Raw genomic sequence first — 18,804 nt, forward strand, 5'->3', positions numbered from 1 at the left:
CGGCGATCGTGATGACAACCTCGTCGAAGTGCCATTGTGTCACCGAGCCTGCCGGCTGAGCGCCGCCGAATGTCATTGGCGAAATGCCGGCCGAACTTCTCCGCCCAGAGCCTCACGGTTTGGTGAGAGACGATGACGCCACGGGCAGCCAGCATATCCTCGACCATCCGCAGGCTCAGCGGAAACCGGAAATAGAGCCAAACGGCATGGGCAATCACCTCGGCTGGAAATCGATGGCGACGATAAAGTGGATCACGGGCAAATCTGGTCATGCCACAAGATCCCAAATGTTGATCGATGCCAGGTTAACTTTACAGTGCCGGTCGCCCGGCTCGGATATCTGCGTATCCTTGAAACCGCCCGCGATGCAGGTCGCAAATACGGCATCACGCTGACGCTGATCTTCCAGTCGCTGGGCCAGATGCGCGAGGCTTATGGGGGTCGGGACGCGACGTCCAAATGGTTCGAATCCGCGTCGTGGATATCATTTGCGGCGATCAACGATCCTGATACCGCAGACTACATCTCGAAGCGATGTGGCGACACCACGGTTGAGGTCGACCAAACCAATCGCACTTCCGGAATGAAGGGATCGTCACGGTCGCGATCAAAGCAGCTCAGCCGCCGGCCGTTGATCCTGCCGCATGAGGTTCTGCGCATGCGCAGCGACGAGCAAATCGTCTTTACTGCTGGCAATGCACCGCTACGCTGCGGGCGCGCCATCTGGTTTCGACGCGAAGACATGAAAGCCTGCGTTGGAGAGAATAGGTTCCACCACCCCCATACGGCAACAACGTCCATTGCCGTACCCAAAGTTACGAAGTCGGATGAAGACTGACGTGGTACGCTCCTGTCAACAGGGCGATCTATACCTATCCGTTTTGTTCACATTGGGCGCGGCTACGTTTCTTTGCAACCAGTCGAGGCCGCTTCGACGTCGAGGTGTTTCGGCTCGGCTGTTGGCATCCAGCCTCTTGTATATCCGCAGCCCATTGCAACCGCCGCCAGCCGCAACTGTTCATGAAGATGGCGACAATCTTTGAGCAAAGTCCGGATGGCAGCCGTCGCGTCTCCATCGTGCCAAGCGATGAGATGAGCCGCCTCATCATGAACCTGGGGTTCAATTGGCTTTGTTTGCATGGCCCGCCCCGATGTTGAGAGTGAGTTGCTGGCCGCCGTATTTCCTTACCATATATGTCGGAGGACGACGTATCATGGCCTCTGCCTTGCGTTGCATTTCCAAGCGTTGAGCCATGTGGACCTCACGGGCGGCTCGTATCTTGGATATTTCCTGCCTGGCGTTTTGAATTGCAATGTCGGCTGTGTTCATGGTCGCCTCCGATCAATGTTCACTTTATGTTCTCATCATCGATAGAGAACGTCAAGCCTCAACACGACATATCGAAGATCCTCATGGCATCTTCGACCGTGCATCTTATCAAGAGATTCCGGGACACCGCGCGTTTGGTGCCATCTTCGACGGATGATCTTGCGCCCGCAAAAGAGCACATTGGCCGTCATTGCGAATTTGTCAGCGGGATCGCGCTGCAACCCGAATGGGACAAAACCACCTGGCCCATTTCGGTATTGTCCAACAGCGGCGGTTCATCAAGGCTTTGAATCAATCAAGCCGTATCGATTCAGAAAAGTCGTTGGACGCAGCTCCAAGAGGAAACAACAATGCGGTCATGGAAAAAGACGCGAAAGACCTGGTTCATCTTCACCGCATTGACACGACGCAGAACATGCGACGCTTCTACTTGCTTGCAATCCAGCCAACACTGTTTGGTGGCGCATCAGTTATTCGCAACTGGGGCCGGATCGGCTCAGGCGGCCAGACGATGATTGAAACCTTCGATCGCCAGGAAGACGCGGATTTGGCCGTTTCCCACCTGGAGCGCACAAAGAAACGACGGGGTTATTCCGAGGTCAATCGCACTGAATAGCTGCCCCTTATTGTCGTGGCGCGCAATAAATGAGAATGAAATCATATTCGTTGCGATGAACGCACATGATTGATTTCGAGTATCATGCTCATTGATCCTCGAACTTACTCCGGCAGGGGTGTGCAGCTTTTGATGGCACTGATGGGTCAGGATGCTTGGATTTTGGCCTGTTGCTCAACAAAAAGCGACCGTTTAAAGCGAATTGCTGCGAACGCACAACCAGACAAAAATCTACAACCGAGACCTTGACCTTTTGGTAGGGTGATCTAGGTTTCAGATTCGATGTCGTGATTGCGACACTTCATGAGTGAATATTAGAATAGCCATTGCGTGGCCAGCAATACGATCTGTTGATTTTGAAAACGACATTTGGGGGCTTCCATGGACGACGTTCTGTCGCCGACCGATTTCATTCAGGCCAGCCGTGTGCTGAAACTGTCCTCGCCCTTGGGTGAAGACCAGCTTTTGCCTGAGCGGATGATGGTGGACGAAGGCGTCAATCGTCTGTTCGAGATCACCCTTTCGGTTCGCGCCAAGCGTGAGGCAGTCAAGCCAGAAGAGCTGATCGGCAAGCTCGTCGATGTGTCCCTGGAAATCCGCCAGGGCGAGCTTGATGGCGAGGGCGTGCGGCGGCCCTTTCAATGGACTTGGTGACGAACCTTTCCGAGGGCCCGCCAGTCACCCGTGGGTCTGCGCTCCTACACCCTGACCATCCGTCCGCAACTGTGGCTGCTGTCGCGCCGCTCAGATTGCCGGATTTGGCAGAACATGACGGCCATCCAGGTGATGGAGACGCTTGTTCTCTGAGCATGGCATTCCGGCCCCCGCATATGCCCCTCTGCATAGAACGCCGCCGTCGCGGGAATATTCAACGCAATGGAACGAGACCGATCTCGATTATCTGCTGCGTCGCTTCGAGCAAGAAGGGTTGTTCTACTGGTTTGAACACGAGACAGGCGTTCACCGCCTGAAGGTCAGCGACAGCAAGGTAGCCTGGAGCACGCCATCGCCTCAGCAGAAGGCGAACAGAATGTGCGTCTTGCCCAAGGCTCCTCGGATCGCAACCATATCAACGAATGGATGCGGCAATTCTCCTATGTCCCTGGCCAGCGCGCCGGTGCGGACTGGAATTTCGAGACGCCGAGCACTGTTCCGCTGAATGTCACGCCGTCACTGATCCAGATGCCGGGCGCCAAGCAGCGCGAGCTTTACGAATATCCGGCCCGTATCTCCGATGTCAAAGAGGCCGAAGTGGCCGAGACCTTTCGGATGCAGGCTGTGGAGGCTGATCATGAGCGGGTGACGGGCCAGTCCAATGTGCGCTTTCCTGGAACCTGGACGCCGGTTCACCCCTTACGAGGAGCCGCATCCGGAGCATAAATACGAAGAGCATGTCATCACCCCATATGACCATTGGGTCGTTGATCGCTCCTATGAGACGGCCAGCAATGAGATGGAATATGCCAATGCGTTCGAGGCCATTCCCTCGCGCGTTCCGCTGAACGCCGCACCGCGAGACCAAACGCCCGCGCATTGAGGGTGCGCAGGTGGCGATTGTCGCCGGACCATCGGGCGAGGAGATCCACACGGATCAATACGGACGATTAAAATTATGGTTCCCCTGGGATAGAAAAGCACAGAAGGACGGCAGTGATACCTGCTGGGTGCGCGTCGCCCAGGCCTGGGGCGGTGGCAGCTGGGGTGCGCAGGTCATTCCCCGCATCGGCATGGAAGTAATGGTGTCATTCGTTGATGGCGATCCGGATCGGCCTCTGGTCATTGGCGTGGTGCCGAACCCGAAAAACCCGGTGCCCTACGACCTGCCCGCCAACAAGACCCGCATGGTGCTGCGCTCCAACACCCATAAAGGTAGCGGCTTCAACGAGATGACCTTCGAGGACGAGAACGGCAAGGAGAACATGTTCTTCCATGCCCAGAAGGATCAGACGATCAAAGTGTTGAATAATCGCGTCAAACGGGTCGACGCTCATCAGGTCGAGAGTATCGGGCAGAATAAATCAATTGACGTCGGCCAGAATCATCAGGAAAAAATCGGCGGGTCTAAAAATGTCACCGTTGGCGGAGGTGCAAGCTCTTCTCTGTTCGCCTCTCTTGCCAGTATCGCGGCGGCTGGTGGCATAGACAGTAAGAATGGTTCGTCCGCTATCGGTCACGGTCTGTTGCAGGAATTCGCCGGGGCCATGGCTTCGACGGGAGTAACGGCGGAGGTTGCATCTCTATCGGCGAATGCGGATGTCACCAACGCCGGCAACTTCAGAACGGCAGCCGGCACGGAGCAGGCATCGACGGGATCGACCCTTGGCGGACTGTTGGGCAAAATTCTGCCGATCAGCGGCATCGTCAACACGGTGATCGAAAAATTTCGCTCCGACACCATTGGCATTGCCCGAACCGAACAGATCGGTCTCTACAAGAACACCACCGTAGGTCACACCATGACCATCAACGCTGGCGAGGAATTCATCATCAAATGTGGCGAATCCAAGCTGATGATGGACAAGGCTGGCAATGTCACGATCGTCGGCACCAAGTTTAACTTCGCCGCATCGGGACATGTCCAGATCAACGGCGAAGTCATCGATCTGAACTGAGGGCGCGTGCATGCTGGGGAAAAATCTCACGCGCTTTGCTGCCATCGGTTTCGAGCAAGCCCATCGCGATGGCGAGGATATGGGCGTGATCGCGGTGCGAGGACGTTATCAGGTCAACGCGGACGGCTCTCTTCAGCTCAGTGACCGGCAGGATATCGTGCTGGTGGATGAGTATGACGGCAATCCCCATACCTCGCCTCTGATCAAAGCTGCTGATCTCATTCCATTCAAACCGGCAAGCGACATCACGTTTCTCGGTGCAGCCTATGCGCCGGACGGGCGCGCCAAACAGGACTGGCTCGTTGCCGTTAAGGTTGGACAGCTTTCTCATGCCATTCGGGTGACAGGAACACGGTCCTGGGTCTGCACCGCAGGCAAATGGCGCTTGTCAGATCCACAGGAGGCGACCGAGGTTCCGATTGATTACCGATTGGCAGCCGGCGATGGCCACATCGAAGGACTGGGTTCACCCAGCGTTCCCGGCAATCCGATAGGCGTATCGAGGCCGACGCCCGAACAGGCGTTGTCATCCGCATCAGTGCCAGCACCACGCATCGATGACGCCGAAGAAGACTATTCAGATCCATTTTTTGCACGCAAGCCGCTAGGCCTCGGACCGGTGGCGCCATTCTGGTATTTTCGCCAGAGATATGCGGGCACTTATGACGACGCTTGGCAGGCGCATCGACATCCGCAGCTTCCCGCCGATTTCGACTATCGATTTTATCAGTCGGCTCATCCGTCGATGATCTATCCAGGTTTTCTGGCGGGCGACGAGACTGTCGAGATGGCGCGGCTGACGCCCGGAGGTGGAACATTCAAATTCGCCCTGCCTGCCGTGCGCCCCGTCGCCACCTATCGCTGGCGGGATGGACGTGAGGTTATGGTGCAGCTCAATCTCGACGGCGTCCACATCGATTTTCGTAATGATTCTCGACTAATCGATCTGACCTGGCGCGCCTGGCTGCCGATCTGCCCGAATTTTCTGTGCATCAACCTGTCAGACATGCCGTTTGCGGATCAGGAAGCGGCCAATCTGCCCCGGGCCAGCCTGCATGGACTGACGGAGGCTGCGGCATGAGCTATCCGCCACGCGAGGGGAGCCGGGATACACGGCAAGGCCTCGTCATCTCGAAATATCCGGATGTGTGCCGATCCCCCACGGCTTGTGTTCCTTACACCATCGTCGCTTACCAGTCTGACGATGCGGGTACAGCCGCTTCGGTGCGGATGACAGGGCAGCGCGCCCATAAACACAACTCGATCATCACGACATGCTATGGCGACGAGCCGGGCGTCGGCCTTGGCATCAAGTCGAACACCGTTGGCTCCGTCTGCCACCGCAAAACCCATTCGAAAACCGTACGGATCGAGGGCCAATGGGCCACGCGCGATACCGACGAATGGTATATGAACAACAGAAATACCATTGGCAAACTGACATGGTCTTCAAATTCACCAAGTCATACGCCGACGCCGCCGCTACAGGAAACGCCGGACAGATCCGCCGGTAACCAGCAGGGCCAGGTGATGAGCGACGCCGCTCCCTTCACCTATGAACCCGGTAAGGAATATGCGTTTCTGGATACTGGTGCCACAGGAAATGCGGGCCAGTCCCGGTTTGCTCCATCGACTCCCGCGGACCAAAAGCCTCCGACGCAAACGCCTCAACCAACACAAACACAACCCAAGACCACACCACCGACCAATACGCCTCCACCAAAATTCCGCTGGTGGCGCATCCTTAAAGGCGCCAACATTTTTTTAAGAGCGCAAATGGAGTTGACGAATGAGGCCTTTGACCGGTTGATGGGAATGCCAAAGCGGCTTGAAGAGGCGCATCAAAAAGACCTCGAAGCGCAGGGGCTGACACCTGAAGCGCTTGGAAACTCTATGGAGACCAAGTTCAAGAATACCGACTTCGGGCGCTGGTATCCTGGAACCTTCACAGACTACGCCAAAGAGGTCTCCTCCGATCCTACTGCGGAGGAACGTCTACAAAGACAATGGCAGGAAGAAACCCAGGAAAAGAAAGGCAAACCAGCAGAGACAGATACATACCCGCCGGAGCCGATTGGCAGGACGAAGGACAATGTGTCCGTGAAAGGTGAGAAGAAAAAGCGTGAATGCCGCTGCATTACCGGTGCGTATGACGACATCAAGAATGTGTGCGGTGTCGCCTGCGGTGCAGGCTATCAAGCTCACCACATCGTTCCCGACTATACGCTACGGTATGGCAATCGTGCTGAGGCTGAGAAAGGCCAGAAGCGTATCAAAGGCCTACCAACCTTCGGACAGGGACCGTCGATTTGTTTAAAGGGGTATGCCGCAGATGCGGGGAGTGAGCACGGGTTGGCACATCAGGCGGATAACAAGGTCGCCGCGTTAGGTTCAGGATGGAGTACCCCGCAGGGAACGGCAGATATTGCAAGTATTAGAGACATCTCGAGAGATGCGGCAGTTAAAGCAACGGCGGGTGAATGTAGGAAAGAAATTGACGCGGCACTCAATGCCCAACCGTCCTTGCGTTCAAATATTCTCGGACGAACGACCATCATGCCGCCTGCGGAAGGAACAGAACCTTATAATCTTCTGTCAACCGGTGCTCGCGCAACAGTTCACTAAGAGGCGATATGGCAAAAAAACAGGTTAGCTTCACGCGCCTTTGCGCGGTCAACAGGGATATCGTCTATCTCGGCACCATGCCCGACGATCAGGAACTGGCTACGCCGTTCACGGCCATCTGCCAGTACAATGCGGGGGAATGGTCTTATGAGACATTCGATTTCGCGCTGGCGAGTTTGACGCTATATCGCGAGCCAGGTAGTCCGCACCGTGTCCTCTACGTGTTGGGTGAGACCGGGACAGTCGTCAATTTCCACACGAAGGATCGTGAGACAATCTTGGATCTTGCCAAGGCTCCTCGCACAAAACATAGGCTCGGTTATCTGATCAAAATCAGGCAGATCGGCGATCACCTTTATGTTTGTGGTGACGGTGGGCAAACCTACCGGAGATCATCGGATGGACAATGGCAGGCCTTGGACTTGGATTTCTTTGACGGTCCCGATGCAATTATGGATCGAAAATCAGAGCTGAGTTTGATGAGTAGCCTAATGGCTTTGCCGGAAAATCAAACAGATGAAAACTATGAGAAGGAACAGAAGCTTCAAGAGGCGAATTGGTCAAAAATGTTATGGGACCTTTCCGGCCTCTCCGAAGACAGCATCTACTTTGCCGGGGAAAAGAAAACCGTCTATTGGTATGACGGAGAGAAAATCACGGAAATCCCAACGGAGGCGGATCGTGGCCTCCTCTCCACCCTGGTGGAAAATGAGGACCGCGTCTGGGTCGCTGGCCGTGATGGGAACTTCCTCGTCGGCAATCACAAGACAGGGTTCCGTGATCTCGACGCGCTGCGGGGAATCGATGGCTGGCCTGATTTCAATGGCATGACCATGTTCAACGGACGTCTCTATCTCTCCAGCTATGCCGATCCTCGCGGGCTGTTCGTGTTCGACGGCCACCATGTCGAACAAGTGCGCTGTGGCCTCACGCCCGACATCGAAGATGTCTCCGCCGTCGAGGCAGTTGACGGCGTGCTATGGGTCATGGGCCGCAAGGACTTGCTGCGCTATGACGGCACGCACTGGGAGCGCATCGATTTCCCTGGCAATGATCTGTTGAGGTGAGACGATGGCGGGTTTGGCGGACGCATTTTTCGAACGCATTAATTGCTATCACATGGCCGATTGGCTTCAAGAGACGATGCTGAAGCTTGGGCGGCCTATGCCGAACCCTGCTTTGCAACCCGGAGCATTTTCCAGGGCTGATCGATCCTGGGGTCTCATCCTGACATTCGGCCGAGTTGGGACATCGCTGGATAACTGGCAAGACGAAATCATCTTGGTCAGCGCCGAAGGCGATAGCACCTCGCCAATGCCCTTTGGCCTGGATCCGATAAACGAGACGCCGGCCAGCGCCACCATGAAACTGTCCGGTAATATAGCCGGACCAGGCGATGTGAGCGGCGATGCCGATGAGCGCCGGATTTCATTCTTCATGGAAGGGGGACGCCTTATCGAGCTGCGGTTTAATGAGGGCATGATTGGTTTTGATCGGATCATTATGGCCCGCCTTGGGGTGCCGCAAGAATGGCAGCCAGCCTGAGACTTTTATTGGTCAAATGCTCGAAATCGGACGGCAATAACAATGATCAGATCGCGACCTAAACATGCTCCAGAGGAGCGCTTTCACGACGAATCCATGTACGCGATTCATCGACTGGACATCGACAAGCACAGACAAGATGCCTGGATGGTCAATCTTTCCCGTGGCGGAAAATCGATCCACATGACCTTCAGTGACAGCACCTATGGTGGCAAGGATCAGGCGCTGGAAATAGCGCAAGCCTATCGCGATGCCGTTCTCAGGGTCGTCCCCCCATTGACAAACAATGACATGCGCATGTTGGTGCGCAAAAATCGCTCAGAAGGCAGCAGCGTGCCGGGCGTCTATTTTATCGGACCTACCGGGGCGCATAAAAGCGGTATCTGGATGGCTCGTATTGAGATCGCCCTCGATGATAACACGCCGGTCCCTGCAGGAAAGCGCCGCCGCCGACAGTTCACGCGCACCTTCAACGTCAGCAAATTCGGCTATGAGACCGCCCGCCGCATGGCGGAAGAAGAACGCATTCGCATGGTCCTGGCTGTCGAAAATGGAGAAGATCCGGCTTTACGCAGCCCGCAAGCTTTGAAACTTCATGAGAAGCTTACCCGAGACGACAACGACGATTAGAAGGCATTGTTATCAGCGCCACCAGAAAAACGGCCCGTTTTTGGTGGTAATGAATAGACCGATATCGGCGTTAGAAAATCACAAGAAGACCCGTTGCGGAAATCAGCGCAAGGGTACATCCACCCTTTGGTCTTTTCTGGCGAGTTTAAAGACACCGACAATTTGCGCCGAAGTATCACGATTTTGCGTCTGTCTCCGAGATTGTGAACTTTGTCTCAACGAATGTGCGTCGCTTGATCGCTTCTGTCTCAAATAATTTGCACCGAAATCACCATTTATTGCACGTGGCGCTGGTGCAGGGATCGGCAAACGTGCGGAACTTGGTCTTTCATGGCCCTGCTTATTCGGTTTCTCCCGTCAAGGCTTGGCGACGAACGGATTGCTTCCGGCGTTATCCAAAGGGTTAAACTGCCACGGCGGCGAAGACCCGCTTCATACTCCGCCCAGTTCGTCACTTTGAACTTCATCTTACCGATGTCATGGCGGCGGGCGGCGTTATGTTTGTGCGGCACCCGGGATCAATCAACCTGTTTTTGATCCGGGCCGTATAGACGCAGAACATTGAAATTTGATCCCCGCACCAGCGCCCTACCACATCTATGTCGAGCGTATCGCGCCGGAACAGAACATGGCGCGGTTCTATGCGCTTGCTGTTCAGCCGACATTGTTCGGAGAGGTGTCGCTTACGCGCGCCTGGGGCCGGATCGGAACGCGCGGACAGCAGATGGTGCGTCTGTTCGACAATGAGCGCCAGGCCACCAACCTGTTCCTCGACGTGCGTCGCGAGAAGCCCAAACGAGGTTATCGGCCAAAACGACCTGTGGACATCCAGCGGATCTGACCCTCGTCCCAATCCTCGCCGATGACAATCCGCTCATAAGCTGACACGGATTTTATTTTTGTGAGAAGATGCAAGGAATTTCCATGACCACCACCAATGAAATCGCCGACAAGATCGCCGCCGACAACGGCCTGACAAAGGTTCAGGCCAAGGGCATCGTCGAATCCGTGTTCCAGGCCATCGCCAATGCAGCAGGCTCCGACGCGGAAACGTCAATCCCCGGCTTCGGCAAATTTAAGGTGAGTGCGACGTGAAAGTTGCCTAAGTAATTGTTTGTACGGGATTTATATTCCGGGACAAACCTGATGTTCCGTCATCAGTAGCCTACCGGCACATGCGGGACTGGTAACGGTCCGGTTTGAAGCTGTCGGGACAATGTAGCCGGGCCTTCGGGCCATGCCGATGTCGTGAGGCTGAGGCATCTTCTGCGAGCATCAGTGCGGATGAGGCGCTAGGCTGGGTGGTATGATCAATGCAAATGAACTGCTGATAAACGTCGTGAAATTTGACAAGCCAAAGATGCTGACAGGCTTGAACCAAAAGGTGTGCGGTCGGCTGCTTCCCTTTACTTTGGAGGCACACGGACGAAGGACCGCCGGCGGATAGGCAGGATCTAACCCACCCGCGTTATTTAGGTGAAACACGGTAAACCCGTATCGTCGCCCGGCAACGGGCAGGCCGACCGCAAGGAAAGTTGTTGGCGGTGCGGGCAGAGGATGTCGGAGAAAGCGAACGCCGGACTGTAATGGTTTGGACAGGGGTTGCGGCTCGCCAACATCACCCCGCCCGAAAGGGGGCAGACTTCCGACGGGTCTCCCGTCGCGAGAGAATGTGCAGAACCCTCGGCAGGAGGACAGGCAAATGACGGTCACAACAGTGACTGGTGCGGCCTCCCGCGAAGCGGTGAGCTGGGACCAGATTGACTGGCGCAAGGCTTACCAACACGTGCGACGGCTGCAGATGCGTATTGCGAAGGCGGTTAGGGAAGGTCGCTGGGGCAAGGTGAAAGCCTTGCAACGGCTGCTGACCCACTCGTTCAGCGGCAAAGCGCTTGCCGTGAAACGGGTTACTGGAAATCAGGGAAAGAGAACACCCGGAGTGGACCGGATCATCTGGGACACACCGGGTAAGTGCGTCAGAGGATTATTGTCGCTCAAACGGCGTGGGTATCATCCTTTGCCGTTGAGGCGGGTATATATCCCGAAAGCAAATAGCAAGAAACTGCGTCCGCTCGGTATTCCGACGATGAAGGACAGGGCCATGCAGGCACTTCACCTGCTCGCTCTGCTACCTGTCGCGGAAACGACGGCAGACCCGAATTCGTACGGTTTCCGACCGTTTCGAGCGACCCGTGATGCGGCCCGCCAGTGCTATATTGCTCTGCGCGGACGAGGCACGGCGGAATGGGTCTTAGATGCGGACATTGCTGGTTGCTTCGACGAAATCAGCAAAGACTGGCTCATCGCCAACATCCCCATGGACAAGGTGGTGCTCCGGAAATGGCTGGACTCCGGTTACATACAGGATGGTGATTGGCACGCGACGAAAGCGGGTACTCCGCAAGGGGGAATAATCTCGCCCACGCTCGCTAACATGGCCTTGGACGGAATGGAAAAGATGTTACGGGACTTCTACGGCCCAAGACGTCGCAACAGCCTGACCAAGGTCCACTTGATACGTTACGCCGATGACTTCGTCGTCACAGGTGCTTCGAAAGAGGTGCTTGAGGAGGCGAAATCTCTAGTCGAGGACTTTCTGTCGGAACGAGGTCTGTCTCTGTCTGAAGAAAAGACTCGCATCGTGCGGGTCGAGGAAGGTTTCGACTTCCTCGGCTGGAACGTGCGCAGATATGATGGGCATACCCACATCAAACCCGCCAAAAAGAACGTGGTGGCGTTTATGCGCAAGATTCGGACGATCATCAAGGGTGCCGCCGATGTGAAGCAGGAGTATCTGATAATGCGGCTGAACCCGGTCATAAGGGGATGGACCAATTATCATCACAACCAGGTGGCGAAGGAGACCTTCCGCAAGGTCGATCATCTCATCTGGAAGTGTCTCTGGCAGTGGGCCTGTCGTAGACACCCGGACAAGCCGCTTCGCTGGGTGAAGTATCGTTACTTCGCTCGGGAAGGTACACGAGACTGGGTATTCCGCGCAGGGATGAAGGATAAGGCAGGAAACCTCAAGTTCATCCGCCTCATCCACGCGTCCGACGTACCGATACGTCGCCACTGCAAAATCCGGGCCGAAGCGAATCCTTTCGATCCCATGTGGGACAGCTACTTCGCCGGAAGGCGCGGTCTGCCGTCGGAAGTTACGGATCGGCCCGGTGATTCCACATCTCATACCGATGCACAGGAACTGGCGGCTCTGGTCAAACAGGGCTTGGCGGAGGCTTGAGCTGTATGCTGGGAAACTCGCACGTACAGTTCTTAGGGAGGAGCGGCCCGGCAACGGGTCGTTCCTACCCGACAAGCATCACCTGAGCGCGAGGGTCGCAATCCCGCGACCGGAGAAAAGATGACTGTTGCCGCTTCGAAGAAGCTGACTTTCGCGCCTGCCAAGGCCCTCAAGGATGCACTGAACAAGTGATCCCTGACGTGGAGAGCCCCGCCGCAAGGCGGGGCATCCAGTCTCAGTCCCGGTTCGACCGGGACCAGATGAGGGAGAGGCCTTCCTCGCCTTCGACCTCGATCAGCGTTGCGTAGATCGGAGCCGGGAAGCTCGGGTCGTCGAGCTTGACCGAGAGGTAATCGCGACCTTCGTTCGAGGTCTTCTTCCAGGCAGCGCCGAATTCGACCGTAGCCCCGGCGAGGATGCGGTAGTCCGGGCCCTTTTCGGAAGTGCGCTCGACGGCGCGGATGGTTGCCTTGACGTTGAGGTTGAGGGTCTTGATGGTGCCGGAGAAGCCGTTGCCGGAAGCGGTGAAAGAGCCGATGGTTGCCATTGTCGTAATCCTTTTCGGTTGTTCGGGCCGCGTCCATCGCGGCCTCGATGACAGTCGATAGGACCGGGGACGATCGGCCTGCACCTGAAAGGCCGAAACGCAGTGGAGGACGGCCAGGGAGAGGCTTTCTTGCCTCGCGAGGAATGGGCGCTTCAGCGCACAGGGGAAGAAAACGATCCGGCCGTTGCGGATGCCGATCGAGCCGAGCATCGCGAGGTGGTCTTTGGTCAGACATGCCCCATCGAGACCGCATTGGACGTGCCGGATGACAGATAAAGGGGTACGGCAATGGCATCAGCTGGTGGTGACCCATGAAGATATGTGCCTAGCGCCCACAAGCCCGGATCGAATGCTCAGAGCAAACTGTGGAATGTGAGACATCGCCAAGAAAGGAAGCATACACACCCCTCGGCCAGCTCATGGCATCGCAGGGCCCCAATGACCTTTAATGAACTCCGCTCCATCCTTCCATGGGCAGCTCTAGCTGGATTTCCAGCGTCGTCTGGACCTGTGCTTGGATAGTGGGCCTGATTGACGCCGGCACGGGGAGCCGGCCGATAAGGGCTGCATGTGCCTCGTCTTCGCTCGGTGATTCCCCTCGATCGCACGAAAACATGTCCCGTAGTCAAAATGAGCTTGTGAATGATATCCGACCGCGGCGCTTGATCCCTTAATCCTATTTTGTGTTCTAGACAAAATGATGCCGATCAGGGGTCGTTGCAGCTCCGGGAAGGACTGATCGTTGGTGTAGCTGTACCACTCAGTTCCATGCCCGGAGCGCTTGACGATCAAACAAGCGAGTCGAGTGCCGCGCCTACTATATTGGCGGCGGATCAATACGAGGGCGGAGCTGCGGGCGAATTCGCCCTTAGATTTCTGATGTCGCGAGCGGGAGGAGACCCAAACATACGTGCGTATTCGCGGGTGAATTGCGAAAGACTTTCATAGCCAACGGCGAGTGCAACTGCTGAAACATTACCCGGCTTGGCAAACAGCATTCCTCGCGCTTCGTACAATCTGATTTGCTTTTGATATTGGATTGGGGAAAGGCCAGTGCTAGTTTTGAAGCGCCGCTGGAAGGAGGAGGGACTCATGTTTGCAGCAGACGCAAGGTCCTCTACCTGGAAGGGGGTTGCATATTCCTTCCTCATCCAGATCAAAGCGTTTCTGATTTGCGCAAACCGGTCATCAATGCCAGCGACTTGTCTCAGAACAGCACCTTGCGGGCCACGCAGAAGTCGGAACAGGATTTCACGCTCGAGCAACGGACCCATCACGGCAATCTCGTCGGGTTGCTCCATCAGGCGTAACATTCTGAGCCAGGCATCAATGAGTCTGTCACTCGCGCGATTGACGGAAAAACTTCGCGTGTCGGCCAGTTTCGTCGGGTTGCGGTCGTCGCGTAGCAGGTCGGCGACCAAAGAGCGATCGAACGTTAGGCTGACAGCGAGGTACGGACCCCTGGCGCTTGCGTCGACGATCTCGCCGACCACGGGAAGCTCCACAGACCCGATAAACGTCTGCCCTGCGGTATATTTCAGAACCTGGTTTCCAACGAGCAGGCGCTTCTCACCTTGTAGGATAAGGCTAACCAGAGGCTGATAGATTTCTGGGAAAAGCTCTGTTGGCTCGGTAACCTTGAGGATGTCGACGCGAGGGATTCCAGTTCTGGTAAGAACGCCTTTGGCATGTTTTCCCACAAAATCTCTCAAAGTATGGATGGCATCGCTCATTGCAGCAGATGTCGCACGAGCTGAATTTTAGATCAACGTCGTTGGCAGGAATGTGCAAATTTTAGACTGGATCAGACACGCGAGATCGTCAGCCGGAGCCTATTGGTGTTCAAGAGCACCATGGCCCGCTCCTACGCGGGTCACAGAAGCCGATCACGGCGTGAAATAGGGGCTGCAAGAGTGCCGTGAGCTTGAAGCGCGCTAGGCCATCCAACGAAAGGTACATTCCAATGGAAATTAAGGACGCAGTTATACTCGTGACCGGCGCTTCGTCGGGTATTGGTGAAGCCACCGCACGGGCTGTTGCTCAATCGGGCGCGCGGGTGGTCCTGCTGGCCCGTCGGAAAGATCGCATCGATGCGCTGGCGCGGGAATTAGGCGATGAAGCACTGGCAGTGGTCTGCGATGTCACCTGCACCGAAGATGTGCAACAGGCCGTGCAGGCCGCTATCGGAAAATTTGGTCGTATCGATGCCCTGGTGAACAACGCTGGACAGGGTCTTTATGGCGGTATTGAAGACATCGGCATTGATGATTTTCGAAAATTGCTCAACCTCAATAGCGTGGCCCCGCTGATAACGATGCAGGCGGTCATCCCGTTTATGCGCAAGCAACACGCTGGAAGCATTGTCAACGTCAGCTCGGGTGCAACGCTTGCCATATATCCAGGCTCAGCCGCCTACACCAGCTCCAAATCGGCACTGAACATGCTGTCAAGTGTGGCGCGCCTTGAGCTTGCAGATGCTGGAATTGTGGTTTCGATAATGCACCCATTTATCACAGCAACTGAATTCTATGGCTCCGTGAAATCGGGCCTGGATTCAGCAAAAGCACAGGAAGCTGGCACGGCATCGTTCGCACAGCGACCTGAGCTGGTTGCGAAAACAATCCTTGACCTGATCAGGAATGGGGATGCGCAAACTGATCTCGTGCCGAAGGAATACGGAGGTAGCTTCGAAGGCTGAGGATTTCACCTATCTAGGGCGACCGTTCAATCCACCTTCGCCATAGAACGACTAATGCCAGCGTCCAGTATACCGATCGGTACCGGCTTGGGCAAACCTCGAGGTGTTTTCAAGAGTTAATCTTCCGATGTGCTCGGCATAGAAGAGGTCAGAGCCGAACCGGCCAGATGTGCGGTGGCGAGCAGGCGATCAAGGCTCTGCCCCATTCGCGCCCTGGCTGAGAGACCTGCCATCGCGGTGACGACGAAGTCGCTCCAACGCTCCGCCTGATCGGGGTGTCTGGCGGCGATATAGGCGCGGATCATCTGCTCTGCACCGGTGTAGAAGATGCACGCCGCTTCGCGCGCCGTCATATCATTGCTACGGGTTCCCTCCAGCACCATGCAGCCGGGCGCAGCGGAATTGGATGCGTAACGCCGTGCAGCCTCCTCCAACAATGATGCAAGGCATTCCGCTACCGGCCTGTCGGACCGTAGGAGATCTTGAAGGGGAATGGCATTGGTTTCGGCGTAACGGTCGAGGACCTTGGCATACAGGCCAACCTTGCTGCCGAAAGCGGCGTAGAAACTCGGCGGGTTAATACCAAGTGCCTCTGTGACATCCGAAACGCTGAGGCCATCATAGCCGCGCGCGTGGAACAAAGCTTGGGCGGTAGCAACCGCTTGATCGGCGTCGAAACGCCGGGGTCGTCCACGAGAACGAGATATTTCTGTAGTCATAATTACATAAACCTTGACGGCGCCTTGCAAGTTGTTATGTAGTGCATCCTACATATTAACTCAAGGAGGTTTTGATGGCCGCGTTTCAGGGAAAGTCCGTTTTAGTGCTGGGCGGTAGTCGCGGGATAGGTGCAGCAATCGTAAAGCGCTTTGTATCGGACGGCGCGGCAGTAACCTTTAGCTACGCCGGATCGCGTGAAGCTGCCGAGCAGCTTGCAAGCGACACAGGTAGCGTGGCCGTCTTGACGGATAGCGCCGACCGTGAAGCGGTGATCGCTCAGGTCCGCCAAAACGGTCCGCTAGACGTGCTGGTGGTCAACGCCGGGATTGCTGTCTTCGGCGACGCATTGGATCAGGACCCTGACGTCATCGACCGGCTGTTTCGGATCAACATCCACGCGCCTTATCACGCGGCCGTCGAGGCCGCCCGGCAGATGCCGGACGGAGGGCGGATTATCATCATCGGCTCCGTGAACGGTGACCGAATGCCCATTCCAGGCATGGCGTCTTATGCGCTAAGCAAGTCGGCGCTGCAGGGATTGGCGCGAGGTTTGGCGCGGGATTTCGGGCCACGCGGGATCACCATCAACGTCGTGCAACCGGGACCAATCGATACGGATGCAAATCCGGCGGATGGGCCGATGAAAGAGTTGATGCACAGTTTCATGGCGATCAAGCGTCATGGAACGTCAGAAGAGGTGGCAGGGATGGTTGCTTGGCTCGCAGGGCCGCAAGCGGGCTTTGTCACCGGTGCGATGCATACCATCGATGGTGCATTTGGGGCCTGATTGATGATTAGCGGGAAAGGCCTGGGCGCCTGGCCATGATAGCAGCAACGGTGCGCTGTATCACCTTCCCACAGAGCGTCCATCCCGAGCGTGGCCGCTTGTGTGGGGAAGACGTTCACCGGAAAAGCCAGCGCCGTTAGCGCTGACTGCTTCACCGTCGGTGGAAAGGCGGGGTCGAAGCCCCGCCAATTGCTATTCGAGGGCCGCCATCTGGACGGTTGCCGCCTTTTGATCAACCGAGTTGGCGGGTTGCTCAACGGTGCGTTCGTAAGGCTTCCAGGCCTCTCCTGTGATGTCCTCGTAAGCCGAGACGGCGCCTTCGGCCGCCATGCGAAGCACGTGGGCCTGCAGGCCCATATCGGCTGCGAACTCCCGCTTGCGCTGGGCGCGGCTATCGAAGCCCACCGGGCCGTCGAGATCCTCGTCTCTGGTGTCGTTGGAAAGCTTCGTGGTGAGGTCGCGGGCCTCTGTGACCGCGCGGCTGTAGAATTGCCCGGCGCCGTAGGCGGAGCCGACAAACGAACCGACGATGCGCTGCATGTGGATCTGCATTGCCTTTTCGGCTAGGCCGTCCCTCAGGGCATCGGCGCTTTCGATCAACTGTCCGCGGTGAAGGTCGCGGATCCCATCGCTGTCGATGAGGGCAAGGCCGAAGCTTTCGGAGATGCGGAGCGCCTGGGCTGTGTCGGGGCAGGCGAGCCTGACCATTTCGAGTGTGGTGGCGCGTGGGGATTTGGCTGGACGGTTTTTCTGGGTGGAGCGGTTGAGCGGTGCCATGATCGGATCCTTTTGAGCGATGTTTCAGCGAAGCCCGGGGGTGCCGGTTGTCGTCCGGCTCAGCCCCTCGGGTGCGGGCAAAAGGACATGGGCACCAGCGGCCCGGCCCAAGGTCAGGGCATCGCCAGGAGGAGCGAGGATGGTTTGCGGATGGCGCTGCCCGCACTTGCGGGCTGCAACAGACGCGGGCCTGCCTTGCAACGAGGCGATGATCCTGCCGCAACGCGGCGCGCCAGCGGCCTTTGACCGGGACGCGCCCATGTCAGACCGCAACAAAACCGAGGTGCTGTGCCGACTGACGATCTGGTTCACGACAGCATGATGCAATCGCCAGCCGGATCCAACCTTGGCAACGCCGCGTCATTCACAAAGGGCATTGACAATTCTCGGGGCCAAGCACACGCCAGTGCAAGCCGGTTGCCCCGTGCCATGTCTTCCGCCCTTCGATCAACGCTTTATCGCAGCCTCGACTTGGACGGGCTTTCGGCTCTCACCCGGCTCGGTTGATATGCGTGCAGTAGTCGATGGCGGGCCATGGCGTGCCTTGCATTTCCACCGCGCCTTCGTTTGTCGTGTCACCTCAACCCGCCGGGAGCGATAATCCCGCTGCCGTGCCCATATCCTGCGATAGAGCTCGGTGAAAACGATCACCTGACTTCGAAGTGGGTCGCTG

At 56.6% G+C, this 18,804-nt stretch carries 18 protein-coding genes and 6 pseudogenes; 16 read left to right on the forward strand and 8 right to left on the reverse strand.

Going from position 1 to position 18,804, the window contains the following annotated elements; genetic code table 11:
* Window positions 1-272, reverse strand: a pseudogene (locus tag IEI95_RS08495) (IS6 family transposase); the annotation flags it as partial.
* A gap of 50 nt (window positions 273-322) precedes the next feature.
* Here IEI95_RS08495 and IEI95_RS08500 point away from each other — a divergent pair.
* A pseudogene (locus IEI95_RS08500) lies at window positions 323-838 on the forward strand (type IV secretory system conjugative DNA transfer family protein); the annotation flags it as partial.
* Window positions 839-900: 62 nt separating this feature from the next.
* Here the strand turns inward: IEI95_RS08500 and IEI95_RS08505 are convergent.
* The gene (locus IEI95_RS08505; RefSeq protein WP_071207362.1) at window positions 901-1,140 is read right to left on the reverse strand and encodes a hypothetical protein; all 240 of its coding nucleotides are present in this window, start codon (window positions 1,138-1,140) and stop codon (window positions 901-903) included.
* A complete protein-coding gene (locus IEI95_RS08510) occupies window positions 1,121-1,330 on the reverse strand; it encodes a hypothetical protein (RefSeq protein WP_070165788.1) in 210 nt (69 codons plus the stop codon). Before IEI95_RS08510 ends, IEI95_RS08505 begins: the two co-directional genes overlap by 20 nt.
* A gap of 226 nt (window positions 1,331-1,556) precedes the next feature.
* On the opposite strand from IEI95_RS08510, the gene IEI95_RS08515 reads away from it, so the two are divergent.
* From IEI95_RS08515 to IEI95_RS08545, 7 genes and pseudogenes are all read left to right on the forward strand, one after another.
* Entirely contained in the window at window positions 1,557-1,946 is a 390-nt protein-coding gene (locus tag IEI95_RS08515; RefSeq protein ID WP_420481787.1) for a WGR domain-containing protein, read from the forward strand.
* A 381-nt stretch (window positions 1,947-2,327) separates the two neighbouring features.
* Window positions 2,328-4,558: pseudogene (gene tssI, locus IEI95_RS08520) on the forward strand (type VI secretion system tip protein TssI/VgrG).
* 10 nt (window positions 4,559-4,568) lie between these two features.
* On the forward strand, window positions 4,569-5,639 hold the full coding sequence (locus IEI95_RS08525) for a DUF2169 family type VI secretion system accessory protein (RefSeq protein WP_194416289.1): 1,071 nt from the start codon (window positions 4,569-4,571) through the stop codon (window positions 5,637-5,639).
* Window positions 5,636-7,183, forward strand: coding sequence for a DUF4150 domain-containing protein (locus tag IEI95_RS08530; protein ID WP_194416290.1), 1,548 nt, complete (start codon window positions 5,636-5,638; stop codon window positions 7,181-7,183). Before IEI95_RS08525 ends, IEI95_RS08530 begins: the two co-directional genes overlap by 4 nt.
* A gap of 77 nt (window positions 7,184-7,260) precedes the next feature.
* A complete protein-coding gene (locus tag IEI95_RS08535; protein ID WP_234934188.1) occupies window positions 7,261-8,250 on the forward strand; it encodes a hypothetical protein in 990 nt (329 codons plus the stop codon).
* A 4-nt stretch (window positions 8,251-8,254) separates the two neighbouring features.
* Window positions 8,255-8,728 carry a hypothetical protein gene (locus tag IEI95_RS08540; protein ID WP_070165767.1) on the forward strand — a complete coding sequence of 158 codons (474 nt, stop codon included), beginning with the start codon at window positions 8,255-8,257 and terminating at the stop codon, window positions 8,726-8,728.
* Between the two features lie 42 nt (window positions 8,729-8,770).
* A complete protein-coding gene (locus IEI95_RS08545; protein ID WP_234934189.1) occupies window positions 8,771-9,358 on the forward strand; it encodes an AP2 domain-containing protein in 588 nt (195 codons plus the stop codon).
* Between the two features lie 377 nt (window positions 9,359-9,735).
* Here the strand turns inward: IEI95_RS08545 and IEI95_RS08550 are convergent.
* A pseudogene (locus tag IEI95_RS08550) lies at window positions 9,736-9,870 on the reverse strand (IS5/IS1182 family transposase); the annotation flags it as partial.
* A gap of 56 nt (window positions 9,871-9,926) precedes the next feature.
* On the opposite strand from IEI95_RS08550, the gene IEI95_RS08555 reads away from it, so the two are divergent.
* The 4 genes and pseudogenes from IEI95_RS08555 to IEI95_RS08570 all read left to right on the forward strand — a co-directional run.
* On the forward strand, window positions 9,927-10,199 hold the full coding sequence (locus tag IEI95_RS08555; RefSeq protein ID WP_156536620.1) for a WGR domain-containing protein: 273 nt from the start codon (window positions 9,927-9,929) through the stop codon (window positions 10,197-10,199).
* A gap of 83 nt (window positions 10,200-10,282) precedes the next feature.
* Window positions 10,283-10,450 (forward strand): annotated as a pseudogene (locus tag IEI95_RS08560) (HU family DNA-binding protein); the annotation flags it as partial.
* Between the two features lie 610 nt (window positions 10,451-11,060).
* Window positions 11,061-12,602, forward strand: a complete 1,542-nt coding sequence (ltrA, locus tag IEI95_RS08565; RefSeq protein ID WP_194415678.1) for a group II intron reverse transcriptase/maturase — start codon at window positions 11,061-11,063, stop codon at window positions 12,600-12,602.
* 72 nt (window positions 12,603-12,674) lie between these two features.
* Window positions 12,675-12,794 (forward strand): annotated as a pseudogene (locus tag IEI95_RS08570) (HU family DNA-binding protein); the annotation flags it as partial.
* Between the two features lie 43 nt (window positions 12,795-12,837).
* On the opposite strand, the gene IEI95_RS08575 reads toward IEI95_RS08570, so the two are convergent.
* Window positions 12,838-13,149: a DUF736 domain-containing protein gene (locus tag IEI95_RS08575; protein WP_041699667.1), complete on the reverse strand. Its 312-nt coding sequence runs from the start codon at window positions 13,147-13,149 to the stop codon at window positions 12,838-12,840.
* A 129-nt stretch (window positions 13,150-13,278) separates the two neighbouring features.
* Here IEI95_RS08575 and IEI95_RS08580 point away from each other — a divergent pair, with 129 nt between their 5' ends.
* Window positions 13,279-13,425 (forward strand): hypothetical protein, encoded by a 147-nt coding sequence (locus IEI95_RS08580; RefSeq protein ID WP_194416293.1) that lies wholly within the window; start codon window positions 13,279-13,281, stop codon window positions 13,423-13,425.
* 557 nt (window positions 13,426-13,982) lie between these two features.
* On the opposite strand, the gene IEI95_RS08585 is transcribed toward IEI95_RS08580, so the two are convergent.
* A complete protein-coding gene (locus IEI95_RS08585; RefSeq protein WP_194416294.1) occupies window positions 13,983-14,882 on the reverse strand; it encodes an AraC family transcriptional regulator in 900 nt (299 codons plus the stop codon).
* A 230-nt stretch (window positions 14,883-15,112) separates the two neighbouring features.
* Here IEI95_RS08585 and IEI95_RS08590 point away from each other — a divergent pair, with 230 nt between their 5' ends.
* Window positions 15,113-15,847, forward strand: coding sequence for an SDR family oxidoreductase (locus tag IEI95_RS08590; RefSeq protein WP_156547149.1), 735 nt, complete (start codon window positions 15,113-15,115; stop codon window positions 15,845-15,847).
* Between the two features lie 116 nt (window positions 15,848-15,963).
* Here the strand turns inward: IEI95_RS08590 and IEI95_RS08595 are convergent, their stop codons facing one another.
* Window positions 15,964-16,566: a TetR/AcrR family transcriptional regulator gene (locus IEI95_RS08595; protein WP_194416295.1), complete on the reverse strand. Its 603-nt coding sequence runs from the start codon at window positions 16,564-16,566 to the stop codon at window positions 15,964-15,966.
* A 74-nt stretch (window positions 16,567-16,640) separates the two neighbouring features.
* Here IEI95_RS08595 and bdcA point away from each other — a divergent pair, with 74 nt between their 5' ends.
* On the forward strand, window positions 16,641-17,354 hold the full coding sequence (bdcA, locus tag IEI95_RS08600) for an SDR family oxidoreductase (RefSeq protein ID WP_194416296.1): 714 nt from the start codon (window positions 16,641-16,643) through the stop codon (window positions 17,352-17,354).
* 192 nt (window positions 17,355-17,546) lie between these two features.
* On the opposite strand, the gene IEI95_RS08605 is transcribed toward bdcA, so the two are convergent.
* Window positions 17,547-18,131, reverse strand: coding sequence for a hypothetical protein (locus tag IEI95_RS08605; RefSeq protein ID WP_194416297.1), 585 nt, complete (start codon window positions 18,129-18,131; stop codon window positions 17,547-17,549).
* A gap of 139 nt (window positions 18,132-18,270) precedes the next feature.
* Between IEI95_RS08605 and IEI95_RS08610 the strand changes: the two genes are divergently transcribed.
* Entirely contained in the window at window positions 18,271-18,453 is a 183-nt protein-coding gene (locus IEI95_RS08610) for a hypothetical protein (RefSeq protein ID WP_194416298.1), read from the forward strand.
* Window positions 18,454-18,804: the final 351 nt, after the last annotated feature.

It is taken from the genome of Agrobacterium vitis (assembly GCF_014926405.1).
In the GTDB taxonomy this organism is placed as follows: domain Bacteria; phylum Pseudomonadota; class Alphaproteobacteria; order Rhizobiales; family Rhizobiaceae; genus Allorhizobium; species Allorhizobium vitis_H.